At 61.5% G+C, this 22899-nt stretch carries 20 protein-coding genes; 13 read left to right on the top strand and 7 right to left on the bottom strand.

Annotated elements, in window-relative coordinates; genetic code table 11:
* Positions 1–80 precede the first annotated feature (80 nt).
* On the bottom strand, positions 81–890 hold the full coding sequence (locus tag ABH922_RS01775) for a FadR/GntR family transcriptional regulator (RefSeq protein ID WP_424805297.1): 810 nt from the start codon (positions 888–890) through the stop codon (positions 81–83).
* A 72-nt stretch (positions 891–962) separates the two neighbouring features.
* Complete coding sequence (locus tag ABH922_RS01770) at positions 963–2744, bottom strand: flavin-containing monooxygenase (RefSeq protein WP_424805296.1); 1782 nt, start codon at positions 2742–2744, stop codon at positions 963–965.
* A gap of 324 nt (positions 2745–3068) precedes the next feature.
* On the opposite strand from ABH922_RS01770, the gene ABH922_RS01765 reads away from it, so the two are divergent.
* The 5 genes from ABH922_RS01765 to ABH922_RS01745 are packed head-to-tail and all read left to right on the top strand — an operon-like array spanning position 3069 to position 6607.
* The gene (locus ABH922_RS01765; protein ID WP_424805295.1) at positions 3069–4046 is read left to right on the top strand and encodes an ABC transporter substrate-binding protein; all 978 of its coding nucleotides are present in this window, start codon (positions 3069–3071) and stop codon (positions 4044–4046) included.
* A gap of 12 nt (positions 4047–4058) precedes the next feature.
* Positions 4059–4940, top strand: a complete 882-nt coding sequence (locus ABH922_RS01760) for an ABC transporter permease (protein ID WP_424805294.1) — start codon at positions 4059–4061, stop codon at positions 4938–4940.
* Positions 4919–5722 (top strand): ABC transporter permease, encoded by an 804-nt coding sequence (locus ABH922_RS01755; RefSeq protein ID WP_424805293.1) that lies wholly within the window; start codon positions 4919–4921, stop codon positions 5720–5722. The genes ABH922_RS01760 and ABH922_RS01755 overlap by 22 nt, the downstream gene beginning before the upstream one ends.
* On the top strand, positions 5719–6165 hold the full coding sequence (locus ABH922_RS01750) for an ATP-binding cassette domain-containing protein (RefSeq protein WP_424805292.1): 447 nt from the start codon (positions 5719–5721) through the stop codon (positions 6163–6165). Before ABH922_RS01755 ends, ABH922_RS01750 begins: the two co-directional genes overlap by 4 nt.
* A complete protein-coding gene (locus tag ABH922_RS01745; RefSeq protein ID WP_424805291.1) occupies positions 6095–6607 on the top strand; it encodes an ABC transporter ATP-binding protein in 513 nt (170 codons plus the stop codon). The genes ABH922_RS01750 and ABH922_RS01745 overlap by 71 nt, the downstream gene beginning before the upstream one ends.
* Positions 6608–6721: 114 nt before the next feature.
* On the opposite strand, the gene ABH922_RS01740 is transcribed toward ABH922_RS01745, so the two are convergent.
* Complete coding sequence (locus tag ABH922_RS01740; RefSeq protein WP_424805290.1) at positions 6722–8185, bottom strand: benzaldehyde dehydrogenase; 1464 nt, start codon at positions 8183–8185, stop codon at positions 6722–6724.
* A gap of 91 nt (positions 8186–8276) precedes the next feature.
* Positions 8277–8816, bottom strand: a complete 540-nt coding sequence (locus tag ABH922_RS01735) for an Lrp/AsnC family transcriptional regulator (RefSeq protein WP_424805289.1) — start codon at positions 8814–8816, stop codon at positions 8277–8279.
* Between the two features lie 206 nt (positions 8817–9022).
* Between ABH922_RS01735 and hppD the strand changes: the two genes are divergently transcribed.
* Positions 9023–10228 carry a 4-hydroxyphenylpyruvate dioxygenase gene (gene hppD, locus ABH922_RS01730; RefSeq protein WP_424805288.1) on the top strand — a complete coding sequence of 402 codons (1206 nt, stop codon included), beginning with the start codon at positions 9023–9025 and terminating at the stop codon, positions 10226–10228.
* Between the two features lie 173 nt (positions 10229–10401).
* Here the strand turns inward: hppD and ABH922_RS01725 are convergent, their stop codons facing one another.
* A complete protein-coding gene (locus ABH922_RS01725) occupies positions 10402–11529 on the bottom strand; it encodes an alpha-hydroxy acid oxidase (protein ID WP_424805287.1) in 1128 nt (375 codons plus the stop codon).
* A 30-nt stretch (positions 11530–11559) separates the two neighbouring features.
* Positions 11560–13146, bottom strand: a complete 1587-nt coding sequence (gene mdlC, locus ABH922_RS01720; RefSeq protein ID WP_424805286.1) for a benzoylformate decarboxylase — start codon at positions 13144–13146, stop codon at positions 11560–11562.
* A gap of 281 nt (positions 13147–13427) precedes the next feature.
* Between mdlC and ABH922_RS01715 the strand changes: the two genes are divergently transcribed.
* Positions 13428–14210, top strand: a complete 783-nt coding sequence (locus tag ABH922_RS01715; RefSeq protein WP_424805285.1) for an IclR family transcriptional regulator — start codon at positions 13428–13430, stop codon at positions 14208–14210.
* An 11-nt stretch (positions 14211–14221) separates the two neighbouring features.
* Here the strand turns inward: ABH922_RS01715 and ABH922_RS01710 are convergent, their stop codons facing one another.
* Positions 14222–15163, bottom strand: a complete 942-nt coding sequence (locus ABH922_RS01710; protein WP_424805284.1) for a LysR family transcriptional regulator — start codon at positions 15161–15163, stop codon at positions 14222–14224.
* A gap of 210 nt (positions 15164–15373) precedes the next feature.
* Between ABH922_RS01710 and ABH922_RS01705 the strand changes: the two genes are divergently transcribed.
* The 6 genes from ABH922_RS01705 (at position 15374) to ABH922_RS01680 (ending at position 22691) form a co-directional block, all read left to right on the top strand.
* Positions 15374–16846: an MFS transporter gene (locus ABH922_RS01705; protein ID WP_424805283.1), complete on the top strand. Its 1473-nt coding sequence runs from the start codon at positions 15374–15376 to the stop codon at positions 16844–16846.
* 237 nt (positions 16847–17083) lie between these two features.
* Complete coding sequence (locus ABH922_RS01700; RefSeq protein WP_424805282.1) at positions 17084–17926, top strand: fumarylacetoacetate hydrolase family protein; 843 nt, start codon at positions 17084–17086, stop codon at positions 17924–17926.
* 77 nt (positions 17927–18003) lie between these two features.
* A complete protein-coding gene (locus ABH922_RS01695; protein WP_424805281.1) occupies positions 18004–19788 on the top strand; it encodes a flavin-containing monooxygenase in 1785 nt (594 codons plus the stop codon).
* A 28-nt stretch (positions 19789–19816) separates the two neighbouring features.
* Complete coding sequence (locus tag ABH922_RS01690) at positions 19817–21238, top strand: FAD-dependent oxidoreductase (RefSeq protein WP_424805280.1); 1422 nt, start codon at positions 19817–19819, stop codon at positions 21236–21238.
* 56 nt (positions 21239–21294) lie between these two features.
* Positions 21295–22062 carry a FadR/GntR family transcriptional regulator gene (locus tag ABH922_RS01685; RefSeq protein ID WP_424805279.1) on the top strand — a complete coding sequence of 256 codons (768 nt, stop codon included), beginning with the start codon at positions 21295–21297 and terminating at the stop codon, positions 22060–22062.
* 92 nt (positions 22063–22154) lie between these two features.
* Positions 22155–22691 carry a MarR family winged helix-turn-helix transcriptional regulator gene (locus ABH922_RS01680; RefSeq protein WP_424805278.1) on the top strand — a complete coding sequence of 179 codons (537 nt, stop codon included), beginning with the start codon at positions 22155–22157 and terminating at the stop codon, positions 22689–22691.
* Positions 22692–22899: the final 208 nt, after the last annotated feature.

Below are 22899 nucleotides of genomic sequence, written 5' to 3'. Positions count from 1 at the left end.
CGGCTCGCCGGCGCGGTTTCCCACCGACATCACCGCGGTGTGCCGCGTGTCCGAGAGAGACAGACGCGCCGACGCCGGTGTCAACCCCGCGTTCGGCCCTGCATCTCCGAAAGCAACGACGCCTGGTCGATTCTCGCCTCTTGAATAGCCGGTATCGCCACCAGGCGCGCCTCGATGTAATCGTGAAAAGTGTTGATTCGCTCGCGAAGCAACACGAGGTCGCGGGACTCGAGGGCGCTCGCGATACTCACGCGCTGTTCCGCCGTCGTTCGAGCCCAGTCCTTCCAGAACTCGGTCGACCTCTCGGGATGGGAATCGACTTCGAGACTGACCACCATGCGGGTGAGGAATCCGCAGATCGCCTGAACCAATGGTTGATGGGCACAAGCGACCAGAGCGGTCAGGAATTTGGTCACGGATCGAGCAAGATCCCCGACCGCTTCCATCTGCGCAGTTTCCTCGGCCGACGTCCGCACCGCGAGGACTTCCGTCTCGTCGGCGGCATCCACGGCGATGTCAGCGGCGTGCAGCACCAGAACGCGCATGAGCTTTATCAGGTCCAGAACACTTACGCTTTCCCATTTGACCAGTACCGCCAAGGAAGCATCGAGAATGTTCTGGGAATCTTCGACCACGTAAGCACCGCTGCCGTGGCGAACTTCGACCAACCCCATCGAACTCAGGGCCCTGATGGACTCCCGGATAGTCGGTGTGCTGACCCCGAACTTTGCCGCCAGCTCACGCTCGGTGGGGAGTTGGCCGCCGCGGGGCAGGGCGCCGCTGATGATGTCGTTCTGCAGTTGCCGAATGATCTGATCGGCAACGCGCTCCCGATTGACCGTGACGCCGGACGCCCCAACTCCAGCTGAATCCTTCCGCCCTGACGGCACAGCGACACCCTTCCCTTGGTCTCTTGGTGAATCACCGAATCATCAGAGATTACAGTGAATCGCCGGCCGGACCTACCTCCGGTCCATCAGACCCGACTTCAACCCGTGCAGTTGTAGTGCCAGGAAACGCGAGTAGAACCGCGCCATGTACAACGGCCCGCCTTGGAACCACAAACCTGGATGCCCTGAACGACGCCACATTCCGCTGATCTCGCCGTCTGCCTTCATACCCCACACCGGATCGCAACGATCGGCGGCGTCGTCGCCGAGTATCCGCCGGGCCGTCTCACGCATGTTCTTGTATCCGGTCGCGAGAACGACGAGCTCCGCATCCAATTCGGTACCGTCGGTGAGGACTACACCGTTCGCGGTGAAATTCCGGACCTCGGCGTGTTCCAGACGGACCTTTCCCGACGCGATGAGTTCCGCGCACCCGACGTCGAGATAGTAGCTACCCGGCCCTGAGAGGATCTTGGACAGCACTCCGGCGCCACCGACGCCCATGTCGAATCGGTAGCCTGCGCGCTCGAGCCCGTCCAACATGTCACGGTCCAGATCGGCCATGCGCCGGGTCAATTCGACGCCGCGCTCCAACGCGAGAAGATTCGGGGTGGAAGCCTGAACGAGGTCGGCGTCCTCCGTCGGCATGCCGTTCTCGTGGTAGAGCTTGCCGATCGTCTGCGAGTAATGCGACTTCTGACTGACGATGTATGTGCTCGACCGCTGCAACATCGTGACACCGACACCGTTCGCGTGGAGATTCTGTGCCGCGTCGTGGGCACTGTTTCCGGCACCTACCACCACTGCACGATCGCCTGGACCGACCTCGTCGCCGCGGTAGTGACTGGAATGGACCACCTTCCCGGTGAAGGCCTCGCGGCCGGCGAACTCCGGCGTATTGGGCTCGCCGTGGACACCGGTGGCGATGACGACGTCGGTCGGGCTGAGCGTCCGGAAGGTCCCGTCCGAGCGCCTCACCGTCAGCGTCCATCGTTGCGTGGCGTCGTCGTAACTCGACTCTTCCAGTTCCGCTCCCGCCCACACATTGATTTCCATTGCAGAGGCATAGAATTCGAGCCAATCAGCGAGCTTGTCCTTCGGCATGTACACGGGCCACGAGTCCGGAAAGCTCATTCCGGGAAAGTGATCTGCCCAGATCGCGTCGTGCAACACCAGAGAGCGGTAGCGATTGCGCCAGTTGTCACCGATTCGAGGACTCTTTTCGATGACGAGGGTATCCACACCCCAGAATCCGAGATGCGCGGCCGTCATCAGTCCGTTGTGTCCACCACCGATGATGACGACCGTCGGGGAAGAATCCTCGAAATCGGACGTACGTCGCCTCCAGTCGGCCCAGTTCTCCAGTGCCGAACCCTTCACCTCGGGAATGCGCACCGGACGACGATGCCCCCGACGCTGTTCCAACCCTCGAAGATCCTGGAGAGTAGTGAAAAGCGTTGATGCCTTCCATGTTCCGTCGAGGATTTCCAGACGAACCACGCCACGACCGGCGCCATGTGTCGTGTCGAAGAGGAATATCGCCTCGATGAACGCCTCGCCCGCATCGGACTCGACCAGACGGGGACTCGCAGTTTCGTCGAGTCGGACATTCGTCAGTCCGCCGTCGCCGATCGCGCCGCCGATGGCATCGACACCACGAATCGTTTCGAAGTCCCAGGATCGCGCGAGAATGTCACGCCACCAACTGTCTTCGACAAACAGTTCGTCGACGAAAGATCCATCCGAACCGGACGCGGCAGCGTGGAATCCGTCGATCCACGAGCGAGCGGTGCGCTCGGCATCCTCGGTCCGCATACGCTCACCCATCGCCTGTGACGTGGTCGCCATGCTCATGAAGCAACTCCCATTTTGACTAGTGACTTAGTGACTTGGCCATAGTCGCACCGCAGGATCGGTACGTCAACAACGGAAATCTCGCATCGGGCCACCTCGACCTGGCGGTACATCCAACAGGCCACGATCGACGCCGCCAGGCCCGAAAATGCGGCCCCCGCACCGCGGGCCCGGCGGGTGGGCATCCTTGGGCGGGTATTGACAGGGCATCTGTGACCCAGCTAATAATTTACTTAGTAACTTTGTCAACTGGTCAAAAGGTGAACGTCGTACGCGCCCGACGGGTTACTCACTCTTGATTCGTCAATCCAATGGAGAATTGCAGTGATCAGAACTATCCGCGTATCCCTCGTGGCCGTAGTGGCTTCGACCCTCGCTCTGACCGGTTGCTCGCTCTCGGGCGAAAACAACGCGTCGGCGGAAGCGCCCGAAATCTTGCAGGTCAGCAACCCGACCGCACTGTCGAACACGTCCCTCCACTATGCAAACTCGAGTGGAATATTCGAGCAGCACGGACTGACGGTCGAAACCAGAAACGCCCAATCAGGAGCCCAGTCACTTCCGCTGCTCCTGAACGGCCAACTTCATTTCGCCGCAGCCGATCCCGTCTCCGCACTCACAGCGATCTCACAGGGAAACCCGATCAAGATAGTCGTCGGCGGAAATGTCGTTCCCGCCGATCCGGAGGCCGATATTTCGGCTCTGCTCGCCAAGGACGATTCGTCGATCCGCTCGGTGGCCGACCTCGACGGCACCACCGTTGCCGTGAATGCGCTTCGAAGTTTTTCCCAACTGGGTCTTCAAGCCGCTATCGACGAGAACGGCGGCGATTCCACCACCGTCAATTGGATCGAAGCCGGTTTCGCCCAAATGCCTGACGCGGTGGAGCGCGGGACCGTCGACGCGGCGGCAGCTGCCGAGCCGTTCGTGACAGCCGGAAAGGACGCCGGTTTGCGTCTGGTCTCCAAGGGTGGTCTGTCGACGACCATGGCCGGTGTCCCGCAGGTAACGTACATTGCCACTACCGATTTCGTGAACCGTAACCCCGAGATCGTGAAGTCGTTCGTCGATTCGATCAACGAATCCAATTCCGCGTTGGGGGCGACACCCGAACTCATCCGCGAGGTCGGTAAGACGTCGACCGACATGACGCCGGATCAACTTGCCGCGGTCACCCTCCCCACCTTCGGACCTCCCCTGACTCTCGACAGCATCGCGAAACTCGAAACCTACATGGTTCGGTACGGGATCCTTTCCGCTCCCATCGAAAATCTCGCCGACCATGTCGTCGTGCAGGATTGACGACACCGCCCGATGAAACCACTGACAGACGAACGCGCGCGAACATCACGCACTGCCGTGCCCATCGATCGACCATCGAACAACGGCGCACTCATCGAAGAATCAGCCCGGCCTGCTCGCCGGAGGACGCTGCTGGTTCGCCTCCGACTCCCGCTACTTCGAGCGGGGTTCATCGCCCTCGCATTGCTCGTATGGCAGTTCTCGGTATCGGGCGGACTCGTGCCGTCGTCCGCAGTTGCAACCCCCACCCAGATTGCAACCGAGTTGGCCAGGTTGGTCGGCACCCAGCAATTTTGGATCGCGGTATGGGACACCGTTCGTATCTGGGCGAAGGGCATGGCCATCTCCATGGTCATCGCCATTCCTGTCGGTCTGATACTGGGGGCGAACACCATTGCCTATCGAATGTGCCGGGTGACAGTCGATTTCCTACGGACCATTCCTCCCGTGGCACTCATTCCCCTGGCGCTGCTGCTGTACGGGGCCACCGAAACGATGGCTCTGGTCTTGATCGTGTTCGGGTCCGTCTGGCCGCTGCTGCTGCAAAGCATGTACGGAGTTCACCAGGTCGATCCGGTTGCGCGTGACGTCGCACGCTCGTACCGGTGGAAACCCCGCTACTACGTCGTCGACTTGGTGATTCCCAGCGCTGCACCGTTCATGGCGACCGGCATCAGGCTCGCTGCCACCATCAGCCTGATGCTGGCGATCGGCGCCCAACTGATCGGCGGAGCTCCCGGTATCGGGCAACTGCTCAGTTCTGCGCAAGAAGTTGGAAATGTCTCGCTGGTGTACGCATACATCGTGGTCAGCGCAATCCTCGGGGTAGCAGTCAATCTCGGGATGATCGCACTCGAGAGAAGGGTCCTTCGATGGCATCCGGCAAACAGATGACGGCTTCACCGATCGCGCGACGCGCAGGCCTGGTGCTGCTCGAGGTCCTCATCCCGGTCGTTCTCGTAGCCACCTGGTGGTTCACCACTCGACATTCCACATCCCGCTACTTCCCGCCTCTTTCGAAGATAACGACCTCGTTCCACGACATGTGGGTGTTCTCCCATTTCTGGAGTGACGCGGTCCCCTCACTGGGACGACTGTTCCTCGGATTGTCCATAGCTGTCGTCATCGGGATTGTGGTCGGACTGGTTCTCGGACTGACGCCCCTGCTCTCGGATGCACTGGCACCGATTCTCGAATTCCTCCGGGCCACACCCGGTGTCGCCCTCCTTCCGGCTGCCTTCCTCCTTCTCGGTGTCGGTCCGACCATGCAGGTGAGTCTGATTGCATTCGGATCGGTCTGGCCGGTACTGCTCAACACCGTCGACGGTGTCCGCGGAATCGACCCCGTCGTCGAAGACGTCGCCAGGAGTTATCACATCGGGTTCGCCGACAGAATGCTCCGAATAGTGCTCCCCGCCGCCTCCCCGCAGATCATGGTGGGTATCCGCATGGCGTTGTCGATCGGCGTCACGGTAATCATCTTCACCGAGATGATCGGCGCGACGAACGGCATCGGATACCAGATCCTGCAGGCGCAACGCAGCTATGCGGTAGCCGACATGTGGTCGGGAATAATCATGTTGGGGGTGGTGGGCTACCTTCTCAACCTGGCGTTCCTCGGCGTGGATCGCGTCGTACTGCATTGGCATCGGCGAATGCACGCGGCAGTGCGATGACTACCGACAGACCGAACGATCTCTTCTCACCGACGAGGATGTCCATGCACACCAACGATGAAACAACCACGGCAACGACCCCGGTTCTGTCGATCCGTGGGCTGAGTAAAACCTACGAAACCGCTTCCGGGCCGAGACTCGTCCTCGATCACGTCGATCTCGATGTTCCGGCAGGTCAGTTCACGTGCATCGTCGGGCCTTCCGGAGCCGGCAAGACGACGCTCTTGCGTTGCATGTCAGGGCTTCTACAGCCGACCAGCGGCGAGATCCGTCTGGCGGGCGAACTCGTGCACCGCCCGCCGTCGAGACTCGCCGTGGTGATGTGTGGTGTTCCAGGACTACAGTCGCTCACTGATGCCGTGGATGTCCGTCATGAAGAATGTCGTGCTTCCGCTGCGATCGAAAGGTATGAACAAGCTCGAACGAGAAACCCGAGCTCTTGAATCACTTCAGGCAGTTGGTCTTTCCGGTCACGAACGACAGTATCCGTGGCAACTGTCGGGCGGAATGCAACAGCGTGTGGCGATCGCGCGGGCGCTCGCATTCCAGCCGGACGTACTCGTCATGGACGAACCGTTCGCTTCCGTGGATGCTCAGACCCGTTCCGATCTGGAGAACCTGATGCTTCGAGTGCGCGACGAATTCGGGGTGACCGTGGTGCTGGTGACGCACGATATCGACGAAGCCGTGTACCTGGGAGACGAGGTGGTCGTCCTCTCCGGCTCGCCGACTCGCGTTCGCGATCGCATCCGGGTCGACACGGAACTCGGTAGCGAGCGAGATCAGATTGCCACCAAAGCACTTCCGGAGTTCGGCGTTCTACGCTCGCAGGTCATGACTCTGATACACGAGTCCGCGTCACCGCAACTCCTGACCGGGTCGTAGCAACTCGCACCCACGGGACCCGGTGACTGGTCCGAGTACTCGGCCTGCACCTGGATTCGATCGAAGAATGCCCCGCCCTCGAGGGCGGGGCATTCTCGGGTCTACGTACCGAAGTCAGAACGGGTAGGTCGGCAGTGCGCTCTGCGCGGTCACCCACTGGGTTTCGGTGAAGGCGTCGAGGTTTGCCCCGATCCCACCCACCCGGCCACCGTTACCCGACGCTGCCAGCCCGCCGAACGGAACGACTGCCTCGTCGGCCACCGTCTGATCGTTGACGTGAACGAGTCCGGTGGGAATCTGCTCGGCAAGTTCGAGCCCACGCATGGCGTCACCGGTGAGGATACCCAGCGACAGGCCGTAGTCGGTGCTGTTCGCAAGCGCGATGGCCTCCTCGACGGTAGCGAAGGAACATACCGGCGCGACCGGTCCGAACACCTCCTCGGCGAATGCCGGTGCCGTCGAAGGCGTCCTGGCGAGAACAGTAGGCCGGTAGAACAGATCCTCGTACGTTCCGCCTGCCGCCAAGGTCGCGCCCGCTTCGAGGCTGGCGGTGACCAACGAGTGAATGTGGTCGCGCTGCTTGCCGTCGATGATCGGGCCCAGCGCCACCGGCCCGGTGAACGGATCACCGACCGGGAGCCGATCCGCGTGCTCGGCCAGGAGCGCAGTGTAGTCGTCCACGATGCTCTCGTGGACCAACTGCCTACCGGTGGTCATGCAAATCTGCCCCTGATGCATGAAGGATCCGAAAGCACCTACCGATACCGCCTTTTCGATGTCGACGTCGTCCATCACGATCAAGGCGTTGTTTCCACCCAATTCCAGATGTGCTCGTTTGAGATGACGCCCGGCCAGTTCTCCCACGGCCCGTCCTGCGCGCGTGGATCCGGTGAATGCGATGACACGAACGCTGGGATGGACAACCAGAGCTTCACCGACATCCGCGCCACCGGGCAGCATACCGAACACACCGGCGGGCACACCGGCTTCCTCGAAGACACGAGCGAGGACCACGCCGCCGCTGATCGCCGTGCGCGGATCAGGTTTGAGAATCACCGAGTTCCCGAGTGCCAGTGCCGGCGCCACTGCGCGGATGGAGAGAATGAGGGGGAAGTTGAACGGTGCCACGACTGCGACGGTTCCGACCGGAATGCGGCGAGAGAAGCTCAGTCTCGGCTGTTCGGATCGAAGGACCTCTCCGATCGGATGCGCGGCCAAAGCTGCGGCGTTGTAGCATTCCTCGGCCGCGGTATGGGTTTCCAGACCTGCTTTCGCCGGGATGCTCCCCGCTTCGCGAATCAGCCATTCCCCGATTTCGTCGGCGTAGTGCTCGAAGAGTTGACCGGCTCGTCGCAGTACTGCGGCGCGTTCGGTGTACGGCTTGGCTGCCCAATCCTTCTGAGCGATCGCAGCTTGCTGCCCCGCGACGGCAACGTCGTCAGGGGTAGCCGTCCCGACCGTGGTCAACTGCTCACCGGTCGCAGGTTCGACCACGATGCGATCCTCGCCGCCGCCTGCGGTCCACTCGCCCGTGAACACCTTCGATTCCCACACCCGCTCGTTCAACAATGCCGTCATGATCGCTCCTCGGTTTCGGATACAGCTGTGCGCCGCATCTCACAGGTGTGCACCACGTTGCTAGTCGCGAAAGCCGGTGAACAGACGAATTTCACTCAGTGAAAGCCTGTTTCGAAGATCCACCGTCATCGGACGACCGGCGGTACGCCGGAGCCTTCGTCCGGTGCGCGGCCTCGAGGGTTCGCATCAGTGGCATCGACCGCAGCGGTACGACAACCGAGAGCACCATGACGCTTGTCGAACGGTTGGCGATACCGGCCCGGTTCAGTTGCAGCAACGTCGCCTGTAGATCCTCGTGGGATGCAGCCGCGATGCGGCACAGCACGTCACCGGATCCGGTGGTCGCGAACGCTTCGAGCACACCTGGTATCGCCTCGAGCTCTGCGGTCACTCGATCCAGCGCACCCTGCGCGATCTCCAGGGTGACAAATGCTTGAACCCCGAAACCGGCTGCCGCCAAATCGATACGCGGCGCGTACCCGGCGATGACCCCGGCATCTTCCATCTTCTTGAGCCGAGCTGTCACCGTTGCCCTGGCAACCTTTGCATGCCGGGACAGCTCGAGCGCACCGGCCCCGGGGTACGTGTTCATCGCCTCGAGCAGAGCCAGATCGACCGCGTCCAGATTCACGAGAGCCCTTCCATCACGTCGACGTTGAATAGATTCTAGTCATTATGGCTCGAAAATATGGGAACTGATTACCTATTCCGTCGATATGCACAGGTTAATCTGCCCCTGTTGACCAATATTCGTGCAGAATGCTTGTCTTTGAGTATTGCCGGTCCGGGGTCGTTCCCGGACGCAATCATTCATCTCGTACTCAGAGAGGGCTCCCCATGACCGTCGAACAGACTCTCACCGACGAAGAACAGTTGGCCGGACTCGATCTCGATCAGCTTCGCCAGCTGGTCGGACTCGTCGAATACGACGACAATCTCGATCCGTTCCCGGTCAGTGGTTGGGACGCACTGGAGTGGATCGTCGGAAATGCCACGCAGACTTCACATTTCTTCCAGTCGGCATTCGGAATGGAACTGGTTGCCTACTCCGGACCTTCGACCGGAAACCGCGACCATCACGCGTTCGTCCTCAAGAGCGGTGCGGTGCGTTTCGTCGTCAAGGGTGCTGTCGATCCCGCCAGCCCCTTGATCGAGCACCACCGCGTGCACGGCGACGGTATTCGAGATGTCGCGTTGACGGTGCCCGACGTCGACCGGTGCATCGCACACGCGATCACCCAGGGTGCCACCGTGCTGACCGAACCCCACGATGTCAGCGACGAGCACGGCACCGTCCGCGTCGCCGCCATCGCCACGTACGGCGACACGCGGCACACGCTCGTCGATCGATCCCGTTACCACGGCCCGTACCTGCCCGGCTACATCGCGCGTACTTCCGAGTACACCAAGCGCGACGGTGCACCGAAGCGCATCTTCCAGGCACTCGACCACGTGGTCGGCAATGTCGAGCTCGGGAAAATGGACGAGTGGGTCGACTTCTACAACCGGGTCATGGGTTTCACGAACATGGCCGAGTTCGTGGGCGGCGACATCGCCACCGACTACTCCGCTCTCATGAGCAAGGTCGTCTCCAGTGGCAATCACCGCGTGAAGTTCCCACTCAACGAGCCCGCGATCGCGAAGAAGCGTTCGCAGATCGACGAGTACCTGGAGTTCTACCAAGGGCCGGGCGCTCAGCACCTGGCCTTGGCCACCAACGACATTCTCGCGGCAGTGGACGCTCTGACGATCGAGGGCATCGAGTTCCTGGCCACACCGGATTCCTATTACGAGGATCCGGCGCTGCGCGCACGTATCGGTGAGGTTCGTGTCCCGATCGAGGAACTGCAGAAGCGGGGCATCCTGGTCGATCGCGACGAGGACGGATACCTGCTGCAGATCTTCACCAAGCCGGTCGGCGACCGTCCCACCGTGTTCTTCGAACTCATCGAACGACACGGTTCGTTGGGCTTCGGGTTGGGCAACTTCAAGGCGCTCTTCGAGGCCATCGAGCGAGAGCAGGAAGCACGCGGCAACTTCTGACGCCATCTCGATGCCCGGTCCTCTGTCGCGCACGTCAACACCCGACAGACGACCGGGTGTCGTCGACACCCCGCGGTCGACAACGCCCCGCGGTCGACAACGCCCCGCGGTCGACAACGCCCCGCGGTCGACAACGCCGCTAGGTCAGTGACAAGACGAACCAGTTCGAGAATTCACGACCCTGCCGTCGCGGAGTTCACAGCCGCATTTCCCGGGTACTCGATGTAGGTTCGATCCAGTTCGGATACCGAACGACAGCCGAGTTGGCCCAGCGCCGTGTCCATCTCCCGCCGCAACATCGCCAGTGCCGCATCGACTCCCGCCCGGCCGCCGACTGCGAGTCCGGCGACGTACGCTCGCCCTACGAATGCGGCTTTCGCTCCCAACGCGAGAACTTTCATCACATCGGTTCCGCGACGGATACCACCGTCGAAGTACACCTCTACCTGCCCACCCACGGCATCGACAACGGCCGCAAGTGCGGACAGCGCGGACGGGAGACCGTCGAGGTGCAGTCCACCGTGATTGGACACCACAATCGCATCTGCGCCGAGGTCGACGGCGCGACGGGCGTCCTCTACCCTCATGATTCCCTTCACCACCAGCGCTCCGGGCCACAGTTCTTTGGCCCAGGCCAGATCCGACCAGAGAACCGGTTCCCCTGTTCGCGGTGCGACGGCGGCGTTTACCGCCTCCAACTTCGCGCCGTCGCGTAGAAATCCGGCAAGCCATCTCGGTCGGGTCAGCACGTCCGTGCCGTAGGCACGAGCAGTAGCGAGATTGATTCCGACCGGCATGACTTTCGTCGGCTGAACATTGCAATCGACCGTCACCACCAGCGCGCGGTACGAGTGTCGGGCAGCACCGGCGATGATCTCTTCCGCATACCGTCGACCGTGCGACAGGTACAACTGCTGCCACATGGGAACGTCTGCCGCAAAAGCTATTTCGTCGACATCATGCCCCGAGAGCATACTGATACACGAGATCGTGCCTGCTGTCGAGGCCGCGCGAGCACAGGCCGGCGCGCCTGCCGGATGAACGAGTCGGAGCCCGCCCACCGGCGCCAGCATGACCGGCATCGATATTCGGTCACCGAGCACGTCCACGGACAGCTCACGCCGACCGAAGCCGACGGCTGCCCGAGCGTTGAACGTAACCTGATCGAAAGCGGAAACATTCGCCCGCGCAGTCACACCTCGTCTCGGGTATCCGATCGCGTGGTCGAATACGGCTGTGGGTAGTTGCTTCCTCGCCCGCTTCTCGAGGTAGTCGAAGTCGGAGAACTCGAATTTCCCCATGTAAGATCCTGTCTCCTGTGTGGTCGGCGTTCAGGGTTCGACGACCTCGGTCTCGACCTCGATCAGTGCCGGTTTTCCGCTTGCGCGAGCAGCATTGAAGGCTTCGACGAAACCGTGTTCGTCCTGCACGGCCGTCGCGGTCACACCGTAGCCCGAGGCGATGGCGACAAAATCGATTCCCGGCACATCCAGTCCTGGTGTCTCACCCGATCCCAGGATCTTGGAGAACCATCGCAACGCACCGTACGTTCCGTTTTTGAGAATGACGATGATGACCGGGATTTCGTACCTGGCGGCAGTCCACAGCGCGGTGATTCCGTAGTTGGCCGAGCCGTCTCCGATCAGGCCGACAACCTGACGTCGAGGGTGGGCAAGCTGTGCACCCACTGCCGCGGGCAGACCGAACCCGAGTCCGCCGGAGGCCGGGAAAAAGTAGCTGCCAGGCAAGCTGAGATCGGCCTGTGCCCAGAACGACGTGGTGGTGGAGGTCGATTCCTTGACGTACACGACGTCCTCGGGCGCGATGTCACGTAGGAGACCGAACAAAGCATCCGGATGCATACGTCCCGACGATTTCGGAGCAGAGACGATGTCCGGCAACTGATCCAACGGCTTACGTCGTCCCGGCGAAACCCTGCCGGCGAGGTGGCTGAGCACTTCGCCGATGCTGCCCACGATCGATTCGCCCATCGGGGCGCGCGCTGCTTCACCAGGATCGCTGGTGAGGTGAATCAACCGGGCTCCGTCGGGAAGAAGTTCTCCTGGAACGTACTGGTGGTACCGGAATACAGGAGCGCCGACCACCAGGATCAGATCATGACCGCGAAGCGACTCGGTCACGCCCTGCACGGAGGCCGGGAGAACCCCGCGAAAGCTCCGATGCCGGGTCGGAAACGGGCAACGCGAGGGAGAAGGGGCCACCCAGACCGGCGCATTGAGCAGCTCGGCCAGCGTGACTGCTTCGGTGTTGGCTCCTTCGGCATCCACCTCCGGACCGAGAATCAGGACCGGCGATCTCGCACCGTCGAGGGCGGCGACGAGATCTGCCGCTCGCTCCGCACTGATTCCGCCCGCGACATTCGTCGTCCGGGTCAGCAGGTGTCCGGCATCGGCAGGTGCTTCCTGCGACCAGTCGTCGTACGGAACCGAGAGATACACCGGACCTTTGGCCGCAAGTGTGGCCAGATGAATTGCCTGGCTCATCGATCTAGGCACGTCCTGTGCGCACGCGGGCTCACATGCCCACTTCACGAGCGGTTTGGTGAGCATCGCCGCGTCCACGTTGGCAAGCATCACCTCTTGGCCGATCGTCGAGCGCACTTGTTGGCCTGCCATGATCACCAGCGGGCTGTGCGAGTACACCGAGTTCGTCAACGGTCCCATCGCATTTCCGCTACCGGACGCAGCATGAAGATTGATGAACGCAGGCTTACCGCTTGCCAGCGCATATCCGTCGGCCATCGCAAGAACGACCCCTTCGTGCAGGCCGAGAACGTACTCGAAGTCGTCCGGCATCCCGGCAAGGAACGGAAGTTCGTTCGAGCCCGGATTTCCGAATATCGTGGTCATCCCGTTTGCCCGTAACAAGTCGTAGACAACGTCGCGTACGGATACCATGTCCAGTTCGTTCCAATCGGTGAGGCGCCAAGATTTCGGCCGGATCCGGGATCACCTCACGAATCCGTGGCGCGTGTCGACGCCCGTCCTGGACGGCCCCGAGTCGACCACTACCGATGAGGGCTGTGGACCGTTCGAGAAACTCGCCGTTCCGGATGGGCATATTTCGAGGAGACTGCCATCGCGTTGTCACCGCCCGCCACAACTCTTCCAACATATGGAAGAGTTACCGATACGCATTCCGCCCAACCTGCCCGATTCGATCAGGAGCCGAGGAACCAGTGCCCGCCGAAGCCGAACCCTCGACGAACACCACGTCGGGTCGCACTTCCCTGGCTCGCGCGCTCGGGGTGCTCGACGTATTCAGCGGGGATCGCCCGGAACTGACCCTCTCGGCGATTGCTACGCAATCAGGTCTGCCCCTGGCAACAGCGCACCGCTATCTCGCCGAACTGGTCCGGTGGGGAGGCATCGACCGAACACCTCGCGGAACGTATACCGTGGGGCGCAAATTGTGGCAGATCGGCACGCTGGCGCCGACCGAACGCAGACTGAGAGACGTCGCACTACCCGTCCTGGAAGATTTGTTCGAGACCACGCACAAAGTTGTCCATCTGGCGGTACTCGACGAAGACAAGGCGCTCTACGTCGAGAAACTGACTCCGCGGCACGCCCCGGTGACTTCTCAGGTCGGTCATCGACTACCACTGCACGCAACAGGACCCGGAAAGGTTCTGCTCGCTTTCGGCAGCGCCGAGTCGAGGGACCGAATCCTCTCGAAGCCGTTGCCCCCGATGGCTTCCGGCACTTTCACCGATTCCGGCGAGCTTCGAAACCATCTCCAGAACATTCGGGAGACCGGGTTCGCGATATCCCGCAACGAGATGACCGAAGGGCTCGCCTCGGCAGCAGCCCCGGTATTCGATTCGTCCGGAAATGCCATTGCGGCAATTTCAGTGGTGGTGCCGACCAGACATCAGAACATGGCCGGCCTCGCTCAGGTCGTTCGAATGGCGGCAGCGGTCATCACCCGAGAATTGCGTGCATCGGTCGGCACGAAGTAGGTGACTCGACGTCACTCGATGTCGTCCGATACGCCATGCGACGCCTCCGACCACCCCCCGCGTTTGAGCGCACTCACCATGAATCCGACCAGCCAATGTTGGGCCGCCGACCTGGAATGGCTGTGCCGTGCGTAGACGGCCACTTCGGCCTTCTCGATTTCCCAGGGGAGGTCGAAATATCGAAGGTCGTGCCCGATGGCGAAGACCTCGGCCAGGCGCCGAGGAATGATCGCCACCAGATCGGTATCGGTGACCACGTGCGGCAAGGCGGCGAACGTCGACACTTCGAGAGCAGTTCTCCTGCCGAGACCGAGCCCCTCCATCGCCCGCGTCGGCGCTGCGTGACCTGCAGAACCAGCCACTTTGACAAATTCTTCGGCGGATATCTGCTCGTGATCTATCGGCGTTGTCCGCAGCCTGGGGTGATCTGCACGGACCAAGCCGACGTAGGGCTCCGAATGTAGCGGAATCCTTGTCATCATGTCCGAAGGAATTACCGGAGTGGCGACGAAGGCATCCAATTCACCCCTCGCCAATTCACGTTCGGCATTCTTCACATCCAGCGGGCGCACGGCTATTCGGATACCGGGAGCTTCGTCGCGCAGAGCCCGTAGTAGCGGCGGAAGCAGAGTGATTTCTCCGATATCGGAGAGCGCAACGGTGAATCGGGTGTCCGAGGCGGCGGCGTCGAACGCGGTCACCGGAGCAACCGACATCTCGATCTCGGCCAACGCCTTCTGCCACGGCTCGTAGAGCCGAAGCGCCTGCGCCGTCGGGATCAGACCTGACGGCGTCCGCTGGAACAACTCGTCGTCGAACATCCGTCGCAGCTTGCCCAATGCGTAACTGACGGTCGGCTGAGTCAGATGCAGGGCTGATGCCGTGGCCGTGACACTTTTGGTCTCGCACAACAGGACCAACGTGCGTACGAGGTTGAGGTCGAACGAGCCCATAGATGAACTCTATAACCAAGGGCATCACACATCTATTGGACGTGTGACTGTCGACACGTCTACGTTGGTGATCGCTCACCATCACAACCTGCCCCAGGACACCCTCAGGACCACGCCATACCGACCGGTATCCGACCGTTACGCAGCACGGATACCGCAGTCGACGGCAGGCCTCGACAATTCGACAATCCGCCTCCGCCTAAGGAAAAAATGACAACCGACACACAAGCAAGCGGCGTGGGAAGACCAGCCGAGAGTAACGGCAAACGCGACCTGCTCAGCGCACTCGACGAAGCCCCGGTGACATCACGATATATTTCGACTTCCGGCTTCGTCCTGATAACCGGAGCGGCCGAATTCTTCGACCTGTTCATCATCAATTTCGTCATCGTCGTCCTCGCCAAGGACTGGCAACTGACATTCGGTCACACGGCGGCCATTCTCATCAGTTCCGGGGTGGGCTCCATGGTCGGAGCCTTCTGCTGGGGATATCTCGGAGATCGATTCGGGCGGAAGAAACCTCTGGTGGCCGGAATCCTCCTGTTTTCGGCGAGCGCTCTGGCGATGGGTCTGATGCCCGAAGGTGCGTGGCAACTCCTGATCGTCCTTCGACTCGTCACCGGCTTCGCCGCACCGTCACTACCCGTCCTCGGCACTCCTCTGGTCCTCGAGTACACCCCGACCAGACATCGGACGTTCATCGGCGCCTACGCGGTCTCCGGACTGGTGTCGATCGGCGCGCTCATGGCTAGTGCGCTGAGCGCTGTTCTGCTCTCCACGATCGGCTGGCGTGGCCTCTTCATGCTCGGTGCCGTACCCGCAATTCTGGCGATTTGGGCGATCTTCGGCGTGCGTGAATCCCCGCGGTGGCTGCTGACCAACGGGCACGACGAAGCTGCCAAACGCGCTGTTGCCTGGGTGACCAAGACAGACGTCGCCCACCTGACTGTCAGCGATTCCACCCGCGCCGAAATTGCCGCGGGTAAATCCTCACAAACCGACGTCGGCGCTTTCAAGACCCTGTTCAAACTCGAGGGCACGTTCCCGATCGCCGTGATATCGATGCTGGGTCTGAGTATTGCAATCTACGGGGTCCAGGCCTGGGGCCCGATGATCCTGACGTTGATCGGCGATATCACTCCGGCCAAGGCTGCCAGCATATTCATCTGGGTGAGCGTGGCGGGCCTCGTCGGACGCCTGGCCTTCTCTCTTGTCGCCAAATCGCTGGGACGTCGCCGCTGCCTTCAGATCTCGTGCTTCACCGGAGCCGCCGGGTTGCTCGCCGGTGCATTTTCTCCGATGCTTCCGGGAAACTGGACGATAATCATCTTCTTCGCTTCACTCGTTCTCACGGGACTACTCATCGACGGCGGACTCGTGAACCATGCGCCCTACGTGGCCGAGATCTTCCCGGCGAACATGCGAGCACGAGGGATGGGTCTCCGCGAGGGCGCGAACGGTGCGGGCAAGATCATCGGACCCGCCATCTTCGCCGTCTTCGCAGGATCGAGTGACTTCGTCAAACCTGCAGCAACCGAATCGGCGATCACCCCGGCATTCATCCTGCTGGCAGCAGCCGTTGCGACAGCCGGCTTGGTTTTCACCTTCACCAAGCTCGAGCCCAACGGCCGCCGACTCGAGGAAGTTCGAGATCTCGACGAGGTACGCGAAACCTCCGGCTAGCCAAGCCCTGTCGCGAGAAGACCGCAGCGAGGCGAACCCGACTGACACCCGTCGCGACCCGCCCACCATCGGCCCCCTCGACGCCGGGGCCTGGGCGGCCACCCGGCACCTTCCCGAATCAGACAATCCGATCACTACCGGAAAATTTGACCTAGTGACTCAGTCACTGTTAGATAAATTGACTTGTTGACTTGATCTATCCCCTTGCGATGATCGCACCGAAACAGGAGACAACCGATGAAGTTGGTCGCATATCAGACCGAACACACCGAAGGGCTGGGTGCCGTCCTGCCCGACGGACGGATAGCTGTCCTCCCCTGGCCGGATTTCGACGCCTTGTTGCGCGAGACCGACCCGACGGGCGCTCTCGACGCGATCGACATTCACAACGCGCCGGTAGTCGAGAATGCACGACGCCTACCACCTACCGTGCGTCGCCCACACGTCATCGGAACCGGCGGCAACTACCCCGATCACGCCAAGGAAGCCAGCGTCGAAATCGACATCGTCGAGCCGGTATTCGTCCCGTTCCTCTGGGGTGCGATCATCGGCCCCGACGACGACATCCGGATCCCGACGCCGGACACGCTCACCGACTACGAGGTCGAGCTCGCAATCGTGATCGGGCGCAAAGCTTCTCGATTGACTCGCGAAAACGCGATGGAGCATGTCTTCGGATACACCATCGTCAACGACGTCAGCGCGCGCAATGTCACGAAAAGGGAGCGGATGCAGATGATGCTGAGTAAGTCTCCCGATACGTTCCTGCCCATCGGCCCACACGTCGTCACCGCCGACGAGATCGCCGACCCGGGCGCTCTGAAGATACGTAGCTACGTCAATGGTGTTGCACGCCAAAATTCCTCGACCGCGAACATGAGCACGGGAATTGCCGACTTGTTGGTGACCGTCACGGAATCCGTCACATTGCACCCCGGCGACATCCTCACCACCGGCACCCCCGGCGGTGTCGGATACTTCCGAACGCCGCCCGAGTTCGTCCACCCGGGCGACACGGTGAGTGTCGAGGTGGAGAGCATCGGACGCATGGACAATCGCGTCACAGCCGGCTGGGCGTAACACTTTTCACATTTCGAACGGCATGAAGAACCACGTCTCTTCGCGCCGGAACACACCGATACCCGCTAGGAGCATCAATGACCGTCACGTCCCCGGTGAACGACACTCACTGCCTCCCGACCCATGACACGTACAGCATCGTCGCGAACTGGCTACAGGCTCTGCACACCGCATCAGGAGTCCAGGATCGCGAACTGGCTTCGCAACTGTTCGTCGAAGACGGCTGGTGGCGGGATCTGCTCTCGCTGGACTGGGAGTTCAGGTCCGTGTGCGGGGCCGACGGCATCGCCGACCTTCTCGCGGAATCGGACTTCGGTTCGATCCGAATTCGTGAGGACTTCATTCCGCGAATCATCGACGCCGACCCCGAACGACCGTGCATCGAAGCGCTGTTCGATTTCGAGACCCCCGTTGGACACGGACGAGGAGTCGTCCGGATCGTCGAGGTGGACACGACGTGGAAGGCGTTGACACTTCTGACAACTCTGCACGATCTGCAGGGTCGGGAACAGCGGCGGGGCAACAATCGGCCTGTTCGGATTCCGGAAGACAGGCTCTGCGCCACCGAGAACTGGTCGGACCGCAGACAGCGGAAGGTGGAGTTCGAGGAGGAATCCCCCAAGGTCGTCGTCATCGGCGGTGGCCACAACGGATTGATGACCGCAGCTCAGCTGGGATTCTGGGGCGTCGACACCCTCGTCCTGGAAAAGAGTGCCCGCATCGGGGACAACTGGAGAAACCGATACCGTTCACTGGTCCTTCACGACGCGATCTGGGCCGACCACTTCCCCGGTATGAGCTTCCCCGACTCGTGGCCGGTGTACATGCCGAAGGACAAACTCGCAGATTGGCTCGAGTTCTATTCCTCGGCAATGGAAATAAACGTCTGGACCGAGAGCGAACTGATCGAGTCGTCGTACGACGACGATTCGGCGCTCTGGACCGTGGTCGTACGCCGCGGCGACGGGACCGTTCGCACTCTGCACCCGTCGGATGTCGTGGTTGCCACCGGCGTTCACGGCGAACCGCGACTACCCGAGTTCCCTGGCCGAGAGCTTTACTGCGGCAAAGTTGTTCATTCCAGCCACTATCGCGGCGACGAGACCGAGCCGGGCGACAAGGCGGTGATCGTGGGCGCAGGCAACAGTGCGCACGATGCCGCGCAGAATCTCCATCTCAACGGCGTCGACACAACGATGGTCCAACGATCGTCCACGTATGTCATCAGTCAGGAAACCAACTTCTCCCAGACGATCGGGCGTCTCTACCACGAAGGTGGCATGCCGACCGAGTACGCGGATCTGATTCAGGCGTGCACACCGAATCTGCTCGCCCTCGAGCGAGCCGTGAAGATGACCGAGCGGATGGCCGATCTCGACCGCGACATGCTCGACAGCCTGGAGCGGGTCGGATATCGAGCTGACATGGGAATCGACGGTGCCGGCGCACTGTCCAAGATATTCTCGGGCCCGGGCGGATACTACGTGGACGTCGGCTGTGTCGAACTGATCGCGAACGGTGAGGTCAAACTGACCCATGCCGAGGTGGAGCGATTCACCGAACGAGGGTTGGCGTTCACCGACGGAACCGAACTCGACGCGGACCTGGTCGTGCTGGCAACCGGATACAAGAACATGCGTGAGACCGCACGTCGGATACTCGGTGACAACGCTGCGGATCGGTGCGATCCGGTATGGGGGCTCTCGGACGACGGCGAAATCAGCGGAATGTGGCGCCGGTCAGGGCATCCCGGATTGTGGTTCCAGGGCGGCCCGCTCCACATGGCGCGGTTCTACTCGCGCTTTCTGGCCATCCAACTCCATGCTCTCGACGCCGGGCTGATGCCTCGCGTCGGTAAGTAGCCCGTTGCGACGTGAGAAGGGTACAGACATGATCGAGCACGACACCGATGTGGTCGTGATCGGCTCCGGGGTGGCCGGCCTGGCCGCCGCCGCGGAAGCTGCCCGTCGAGGAGCCGGGGTGATCGTGCTGGAAGCGGCGACTTCGATCGGCGGTGCGTCGGCGATGAGCGGTGCCGCGTGCTGCATAGTCGGAACACCCGAGCAAGCGGCGCTGGGCATCGAGGACACCGTGGAACGTGCACTCACGGACTGGGCTGAGTTCGGCGGCCCGACTGCCGATCTCGAATGGGCGAGGAGATACCTCGAGAACAGTTACACCGACGTGTACCAATGGTGTGTCGAGGCCGGTGGCACATGGGAATCTCCGTTGATGCACGAAGGCAACTCGGTTCCCCGGTGGCATCCGGCCGGCCAGTTCGGCATCGGCATCATCGAGGGTATTCTTCGACGCCTGCACGGACGTGACGCCACGGTGATCACCGATGCGCGAGCGGAGCGATTCATCATGGACGACGGGCGGATAGTCGGCGTGCGCGCTGTCGGAACCGACGAGTCCTACAACGTTCGCTGCCGCGCGGTCATCGTCGCAACGGGCGGTTTCGTCAACAACCGAGATCTTCTGGTCGAACACAGTTCACGGCTACGCCAAATCACCCGATTCCTTCTGGGCGGTTCGGCCACAGCCGTCGGCTCGGGACATGAGATTCTCGACTCGGCCGGGGCACAATTCGTCTCGATGGGCAATGTCTGGATCTATCCGAATGGAACTCCCGATCCACAGGACGCGACGGGAAATCGCGGACTCGGGCTACGACGCGTCGGAACCGATCTGTGGATCAACGAACTCGGCGAACGATTCCACGACGAGTCACTTCAAGGCGGGCGCTCGGGAACCGATGCAATCCTGTCGCAGCCGGGACAACACGTGTGGAGTGTCTTCGACGGCAGCGAAGCCGCGGACGTGATCCTGATCGACAACGAGCACTACTCCACGCCGGCAGGGCCGTGCCCGGATGCCATGTCGACTTTCTGGGACGAGTCGGATCACGCCGTGCGGACCGACACCGTCGAAGAACTGGCGACGTTCACCGGGCTACCTGTCGCCGCTCTGAGGAAGTCGATTGCCCAGTTCAACGACGCACTGGAATCCGGGGCAGAGACGGATCCGCTGACGGGGCGTCGTCTGGACGGTCTTCGACCCGTGGGGCGGAACGGATTCGCAGCCGTCAATCTGTTTCCGATGGCCCAGAAGAATTTCGGCGGAGTTCGGACGGATCTCGACGGTAAGGTGCTCGATCGGGAAGGCACCCCGATTCCCGGCCTGTACGCCGCCGGCGAGGTTGCCGGGATGGCAGGTGGATCGATCAACGGGACCGCAGGCCTCGAAGGAACCATGTTCGGACCGTGCCTGTACTCGGGTCGCGTCGCCGGGCGTTCGGTGGAGTTCTGACCGGAGCAGAATCAGCTTTTCGGAAAATTCGTCAAGGGCTAGGTGGAGGATTGTTCATGTTGTCGGCTCACGGAGACTCTTTCGCGCCGGGCCCACGCGCCACCGTCACCCGTGAGCGGGTGGCGGATCAGATCATCCATCGACTACGGCACGACATCGTGAGCGGCACACTGCCGCGTGGCGGCCAACTCCCCGCCGAACGGGAGATGGCCGCCACGTTCGGCGTCAGTACGGCCACGGTTCGAGAAGCCGTCCGAGCACTCAGCTCGATCGGACTGCTCGAGGTCCGTCACGGCAGCGGCGCGTACGTTGCTCAGGACTCGCAGTGCATCCTCGATACCTCGCTCTCCCTTCTCGTTCAATGGGAAAGCGTGAGCATCCTGGATTTGGTCGAACTCATGCGGACGTTGATCCTTCATGCAGCCGACATCGCCGTCGAGTCGGCAGACGACGACGATGTCTGTGCGGTGCGGGCAGCGGCGGAGGCCAGCGCGACAGTGGTCGTACCCACGGACCTCAACTGGTCGGTGACCAAGTTCCTGGTCGCGTTCGTCGCGTGTTCCCATAACCCGTTGCTCCAGGCGATCTGCGGATTCCTCACACGAATGGTCGTGAGCCTGGAATCTGGCACTCACGCAGATCATCCGATCGAATACTGGCGAGAGTGGGCCGGGGCCACGTCGAAACAGCGTATCGATATCGCCTGCGCTCTGGACGAGCGAAACATCGCCGTACTGCGTGAACAGATTTCCACGTTCCACGACACCATCGAATCGCACCTCGTCGCATCACCGCCGACTCCGAACGGTCTTGGCGGTTGTTGAAACCGGACGTGTCGTGCAGACCTTTTCGTTTCGGAACGAACAGAAAAATACTGTAAATATATTAGCTAATTATCCGAAGCTAAGATATCAATATGGATGACCCCGAATCGCGTGAAGAACTCAACTTCTGGTCGTTCATCGACCTGGCGAACAACAGGCTCGCCGAGGAAGTGGGCGTTCACCACAAGCTTGCCACCGAGCTGCTGCTCACCCTGAATCGGGCCTCCAACATCGTCACTTACGACCTCGAGTCGTCGGTTCACCGCCCACGAGGCTGGTCCTGGTCGTCGTTCCGCCTGCTGTTCGTCACCTGGTTGGCCGGCCCTATCGAACCGAAAGCCGCCGCAGAGTTGACCGGAATGAGCCGGGCGGCCGTGTCCAATCTGTCAAAAACACTGATCAACGACGGCTTGATCGACAGCCGGCCCAGCAAGAAGGACGGGCGGTCGATCCAGCTCTTCCTCACCGACGCCGGCCGCCGCGCCATGGTCGACACCTTCGGCGAACAGAACGAACGTGAACTCGCCTGGGCCGACGTGCTCACCGAGGCCGAGCAGCGCATTCTCTTGCTCCTCCTGAACAAGCTGATCACCAATCGCAGCCAGTTCGACGTTCACGGGCGAAACTGACCGCACCGGTCACCACTGATTCCGACCGGACCTGATTCCGACCGGACCTGATTCCGACCGGACCTGATTCCGACCGGACCTGATTCCGCCCACCACCGCTTCCGGCTGATATCTGGGCCCCGCATATGGTTGCAACCTGGCTGTAAATATAGTTAATATATTTATTAAATAAGTGTGAGGCATATCCGCTCAGACGAAAAGACCAGGG

It is taken from the genome of Rhodococcus sp. 27YEA15 (genome assembly GCF_049739425.1).
GTDB lineage: Bacteria > Actinomycetota > Actinomycetes > Mycobacteriales > Mycobacteriaceae > Rhodococcus_F.
This window is presented reverse-complemented; position numbering and strand designations above follow the sequence as displayed.